This is a genomic window from Acidithiobacillus sp. TH-A35, from assembly GCF_057473505.1.
Window position 1 is genome coordinate 1 of sequence record NZ_JBYCKR010000199.1, and the last position, 5,733, is coordinate 5,733.

7 protein-coding genes and 1 pseudogene are annotated in these 5,733 nt (G+C 58.6%); 1 reads left to right on the forward strand and 7 read right to left on the reverse strand.

Annotated elements, in window-relative coordinates; genetic code table 11:
• On the forward strand, nt 1–1,098 hold a 1,098-nt coding region (lptG, locus tag AC2VNK_RS06930), incomplete at its 5' end, for an LPS export ABC transporter permease LptG (protein ID WP_486883274.1).
• Here the strand turns inward: lptG and AC2VNK_RS06935 are convergent.
• From AC2VNK_RS06935 to AC2VNK_RS06965, 7 genes and pseudogenes are all read right to left on the reverse strand, one after another.
• Nucleotides 1,091–1,435, reverse strand: a complete 345-nt coding sequence (locus AC2VNK_RS06935) for a hypothetical protein (protein WP_291524017.1) — start codon at nt 1,433–1,435, stop codon at nt 1,091–1,093. The genes lptG and AC2VNK_RS06935 overlap by 8 nt on opposite strands.
• A 79-nt stretch (nt 1,436–1,514) precedes the next feature.
• Nucleotides 1,515–1,649 (reverse strand): hypothetical protein, encoded by a 135-nt coding sequence (locus tag AC2VNK_RS06940; protein ID WP_486883275.1) that lies wholly within the window; start codon nt 1,647–1,649, stop codon nt 1,515–1,517.
• A gap of 8 nt (nt 1,650–1,657) precedes the next feature.
• Nucleotides 1,658–2,110, reverse strand: a complete 453-nt coding sequence (locus tag AC2VNK_RS06945; protein ID WP_291524021.1) for an EVE domain-containing protein — start codon at nt 2,108–2,110, stop codon at nt 1,658–1,660.
• Between the two features lie 4 nt (nt 2,111–2,114).
• Entirely contained in the window at nt 2,115–2,429 is a 315-nt protein-coding gene (cyaY, locus tag AC2VNK_RS06950) for an iron donor protein CyaY (RefSeq protein ID WP_291524023.1), read from the reverse strand.
• An 87-nt stretch (nt 2,430–2,516) separates the two neighbouring features.
• Nucleotides 2,517–4,328 (reverse strand): DNA helicase RecQ, encoded by a 1,812-nt coding sequence (gene recQ, locus AC2VNK_RS06955; protein ID WP_291524026.1) that lies wholly within the window; start codon nt 4,326–4,328, stop codon nt 2,517–2,519.
• A 38-nt stretch (nt 4,329–4,366) separates the two neighbouring features.
• The gene (locus AC2VNK_RS06960; protein WP_291524028.1) at nt 4,367–5,197 is read right to left on the reverse strand and encodes a hypothetical protein; all 831 of its coding nucleotides are present in this window, start codon (nt 5,195–5,197) and stop codon (nt 4,367–4,369) included.
• A gap of 101 nt (nt 5,198–5,298) precedes the next feature.
• Nucleotides 5,299–5,733 (reverse strand): annotated as a pseudogene (locus tag AC2VNK_RS06965) (symmetrical bis(5'-nucleosyl)-tetraphosphatase); the annotation flags it as partial.

Genomic DNA, 5,733 nt, shown 5'->3' on the forward strand with positions numbered 1-5,733 from the left:
CGTCTGGCCCGGGCGGGGCGCGCCATGAAACGCGCAGACCGGCTGCTGTTCCGTGGCATGCTGCTCTATAGCAGCCTCGTGTTGGTTATGCTTCTGGCGCTGGTTTACATCGCTCAACTGGTTGCCAAATCCTCCGGACCCGGGCATGGAGCCTGGTCTATGGTGCAGCTGCTTTCCTACGCAGCCCTGCAATTGCCCGACGTAGCTTATGATGTGATTCCACTGGCGTTACTGCTCGGTGCACTGGTCTGGGTGAGTATCCTGAGTGGACATTCTGAGGTGATCGCTTTGCGCATGTCGGGGTGGTCGGTCTGGCGTCTGGAGCAGCCGCTCTTGCTGGTCGGCGTGTTGGGTGCTGGCCTTATGTTTGCTCTGGGAGAATGGGTGATACCGGTCACCGCACCAGCCGCCGAGGCCATGTGGGCTAATACCGGTGAGCCGGGAGCCCGCTTCCATAATATGGGGTCGCAAGGACTATGGTTGCGCTACGGTGCACAGATTATCCAGATTGGCGCGGTGGGAGATGGCGGGAAGATTTTGCAGGATCTGCATATCGCACGGATACGCCAGGGTATGGTGGGAGTGGACGCCATAACAACGGCCAGCGAGGCGGTATTTAAAGAGGGGCACTGGAGCTTGCACAATGTCCAGCTTTTCGAAATTACGCCCGATCAGATACGGGTGACACATGTTGCGGAGATGCCGTGGTCAGTGGCGCTGCACCCGACCACTTTGCGTAGCTTTGCTCATCCGACACGAACCATGACGCTGCCTGCCCTGTGGCAAAGTTATCAGGCTTTGCAGAGCGGCGCGCTGAATATGAACCGCGTTGCCCTCGCCTTCTGGCGCAGGGTGAGTTATCCATGGGTGGGCCTGGTGATGATTTTGTTGGCGGTACCTTTTGTGACGCGCAATCCGCGAGGCGGTGGTCTGGCCGCGCGGGTTATGGCGGGGCTGGTGCTGGGGCTGGGATTTCATTTCCTCACGGAGATGTCGGGATACATCAGTGTCTCAGGTGGGATACCCCCTTTAGCCGCTACTTTCTTACCTATTATGCTCTTTGTGGCTATTGCCGGCCTTTTGCATCGTTTTAACTGAATGCGGTGCTACGCTGGCGGATCAGTTCCTGGTCAAACGCGTTGTCGAGCTCCTGGGAGAGTTTGAGCACTTTGCGGAAGATGGTGGGGTCAGCGTCATCGGCCTGGCTGCGCAGGCGCAGGCGGGCAAGGCCGTCAAAGCTGTGCGCTCGATCCACGGGGTCATTAGCGGCGTTACACTGGTTGCCCTGATAGAGGGCGGTCAACACCTCGGTGGTTAGCGCATCGCTGAGATTGCCTTGCTGTGCGGCCCTCAGCGCCGCATCCGGGGCCATATCCTGCAGGAAAGGATATCCCAAATGCTGGTTGAGAAATTCTACAAGTTCTTGGTAGGTCATGGTGGGCTCCAGAATGAGAGAGAACGGGTCATGCCGTCGTTGAGGGAAGCATCACACGCTTCGGCGACATAGTGCAAATCTAATATTGCAAATCGAGGAGTATGGTCACGCCGTCGGGCAGGCGCAAATCGGCCGTCAGGGCCATACGCAGCATCTGGCCTTTTATGGAGGACCAGCGGTGGTAGAGTGTCGGCCCGGTGGTATTTTCAGTCATGCGTCAGTTTATCCGGCCCAGTGCAGGATGTGATTCCACTGGCCGGCGGTAATGGGCAGGATGGACAGGCGATTCCCTTTTCTAATCAATTGGCTACCAGAAAACTCTGGCATGGCGCGCAGGCTATCCAAAGCAATGTTGTGTGCAAAAGTCTGGCGATAAGCCACATCGACTAGATCCCAGCGGGGTTGGTCAAGGCGCGATGCCGGGTCGTAATATTTGCTCTGCGGGTCGAACTGAGTGGGGTCTGGATGCGCGGTGCTGGTTACTTCGGCGGTCCCGACGATGCCGGGGACGGGCACGCGCGAGTGATAAATGAAGACGCCATCACCTATTTGCATGCTGCGCAGGAAGTTGCGGGCCTGATAATTACGGATGCCGTCCCAGGGTTCTTGTCCGCGCTGCTGCAGGTCCTGCAAGGAGAAGGCGTCCGGCTCGGTCTTCATTAACCAGTAAGCCATGCGGTCAATCCAGCGAAACGGGATGGTCGAGATGCAGGCTCAGCAGCCGACCGATGGCATGTTCCAGAGATTCCCCACTTTGGTTATCCCGCCATGCGCCGTCTTGCGGCGAGAATCGTGCCGGACCGTCACTGCAGGCCAGCCAAATCTGCTGCACCGCTTCCTGACGATTGATGATGATCTGACTGTCATCGGGCAAAAGTAGGGTAAGCACGTTGTCCACAAGATCGCTCTCTACTTCCGGAGCACTTGCTTCTATCTGGTTCAGCAGATCATTGAGCGTATTTTCAACGGTGACGGCGAAGCTTTGTGGGTTCATGGGACTATCCTGGGTCATCGCTCTATAATGAAGCCTGCCGGGCAGCAGGGCAAGCCGACGTCTGCGCGTCGGCTCTGCGGGAGGGCTTTATGGACGCGGATCACGATGCAATATCTTCAGGAAGGATTCCCCGTAAGCCGCCAGTTTGCGCTCGCCAATACCTGGGACGGTGGCCAGCGCTCTCAGGTCGCGCGGGCGGCGTTGCAGCATTTCCATGAGGGTAGCGTCGTGGAAAATCACGTAGGGCGGCACGCCCTGTGCCAGTGCGAGTTCGCGGCGATGCTGGCGCAGGGCTTCCCAGAGGCCAGCGTCCTGGAGCGCGACTTCCGGGCGTTTGTCGCGCTGCTTCGGTGTCGTGCTTTCATGCTGGCGCAGGGTCAGTTTTTCCTCGCCGCGCAGGAGCGGACGACTGCTCGGGCTGAGGCGCAGGCCACCGTGACCCTCGGCATCGACTTCCACTAGCCCACGCAGTAAAAGATGGCGAAAAAGGGCTCGCCAGGCGTTGGCGGAGAGTTCCTTGCCGATGCCGTAGACAGTCAACTGATGATGGCCCCATTGTTGGATGCGTGGGTCTTCGCGGGCCAGGAGCACGTCGACCAGATACTGCACCCCGAAGCGCTGGCCGGTCCGGTGGACGGCGGAGAGGGCCTTTTGGGCAGCAACGGTGGCATCCCAGGTGGCTGGGGGCTGCAGGCAGTTGTCGCAATTGCCACAAGGCTGAGCGAGGATTTCGCCAAAGTAGCCGAGCAGGGTCTGGCGGCGGCAGTCCGTGGTTTCGCAAAGGGCAAGCATGGCGTCCAGTTTGTGCCCTTCCATCTGCTTACGCGGCAGGTCGGCTTCCGATTGCTGAATCATCTGCCGTAGCTGCACTACATCCTGCAGGCCATAGTGCATCCATGCCTCGGCGGGCAGGCCATCGCGCCCGGCACGGCCGGTTTCCTGATAATAGGCCTCAATGCTCTTGGGCAGATTTACATGGCCGACGAACCGGACATTGGGTTTGTCGATGCCCATACCAAAAGCAATGGTGGCGACGATGATCACTCCTTCATCGCGCTGAAAGCGCTGCTGATTGCGGCGCCGTTCGTCGGCGCTCAGGCCGGCATGATAAGGCAAGGCGTCGAGTCCCTCGCTTTGTAGCCATTCGGCAATTTCTTCCACGCGCTTGCGGGACAGGCAGTAAACGATGCCTGCCTCGCTGGCATGGCGGTCACGGATGAAGCGCAGCAAGGCGTTGCGGACGCCCTGGCTGCCGCTTTGGATGTGGTAGCGGATATTGGGACGATCGAAGGATCGGGTAAAGACGGCGGCCTTCTGCAGCGCCAGTCGTTCGATGATTTCTGCGCGGGTTTTCGGGTCGGCAGTGGCTGTCAGGGCGATGCGTGGCACCTGGGGAAAACGCTCATGCAGCACCCGCAGTTGCAGGTATTCGGGACGAAAGTCGTGGCCCCATTGGGATACGCAGTGGGCTTCGTCAATGGCGAAGAGGTTGATAGTGGCCCGTTGCAGCAGGTTGATGGTGCGTTCCTGAAGCAGTCGTTCCGGGGCGATGTAAAGCAGATCAATGGTGCCTTGCAATAACGCGTTCTCAGTGGCGCGCGCTTCCGCGGGACTGGCGCTGGAGTTCAGGGCAGCGGCAGCGACCCCAGCCTGGCGCAGGGCGTTGACCTGATCTTCCATGAGGGCGATCAGCGGCGATACCACTACACCTGTTCCTGCTAGGGCGATGGCGGGAATCTGATAGCACAAGGACTTGCCGCCCCCCGTAGGCATGAGCACCAGCGCATCTCTGGCAGCCATAAGGGTCTGGATCACCTCTTCTTGCGGCGCCCGGAAGGCATCATAGCCGAAGATGTGGCGGAGTATTTCTAATGGCTGCTGTGTGCTGAGGATCGGCATGGTGACTCAGGATAGCGGCAAAGGCTGTCTGGACCAAATCAGGTGATCAGTCGTCCTTCCTGCCCATCTGGGCCGGCGAGTGCGCCGGTAGCAATAATCAGGCTGCCATAGACCCAGATCAGCATCGCCATTATCAGAGCCACGGAAATGATTAAAAATAGTACGCCGAACACGAGTTTCATGAGAGCCGGTGTGGCCAGAAATTTCAGCAAAAACCCGATGAGGCCAAGGAAGAGCCCGACGGGGATAGCGGCAATGACCAGCGCGAGCATCATGATCAGCGTGATTACGTAAGGGAAAAAGAGCCAGGCCAGACGATTGCTAAAAACATGTAGCGCACTTTTTAGCGCCGATTTGGGTGTTGCACCATAAGCGGCATAGAGCATAAACACATATCCGAAAAAAGTGCCGGTCAGGGTGGACACCAGCATTCCAATCCAGAAATCGGGTCGGGTGAAAGTGTCAGGTGGCAGGGGATGCCCAGGTGTCACTGATAGCCCGGAAAAAGCCATAAGTATCGAGGCAAGGGCCGCAGGTAGCAGGGACAGTGCCCAGGCCTCAGCCCGTCTAATTCCCCACAACAAGTCTCCCGTGGCCCAGTCCTGCCCGGCGATGGCCTTGGCTAGCAGGTGGTAGAAGCCAATGCTGATGACATATATCCAAAGATACATGGGGAGGCGCCACAGGTCGGAATTGCCTGGGCTGATAGCACCGAGAATGCCATCGGCAATGAATCCGATCATGAGGAGGATCATAAAAATAATGATGGTTCCGGCGAGGGACTTGAACTGCTGTCGCAACAGTTGCCAGCCACCGATAATGGCACTGCGATAGCTGGGTTGGCCGGGGACGAGGGGGGCGTCGGGCATGGCTGAGTCTCCTGGTGGGGCTTCTTCACAAGCTGCGCAGTGGGAGTGGCTCACAGTGTAGGTGAAAACTCTGACCATGCGCAGTCGATGTGTACTGTTTTTTAGCCGTTACCCGGTTGTGCAAACATCGGGCAGGATGTCTGATAAATCACGGGTTCTATACCATCAATACGCGCGGCACTGAGTTGGCGGCCCCAGACACAGCCGCTGTCCAGTGCCAGCATACGCGGTTGCACCAGCAAACCTTGGGTGGCCCAGTGGCCGCAGATGATGGCGCCAGAGGTCTGCCTTTCAAAAAACCGCTGGTGCCAGGGTGCAAACTCGTGGGCAGTGTCCTTGGGCGGCGTGTTGGGCCAGCTAAAAAAGCCCTTGGCGGTCACATAGCGGGCGCGGGTGAACACGGCGACCCGGAAGCGTTGCGCATCTTCTTCGTTGCGACAATCCTGCCAGCGGTTGGGTGCCGGGGCTGCCCAGAGGGATTTCATAAAACGTCGCCAGTGACGATCGTGCAGCGCATCCTCGACGGCGTCAGCATG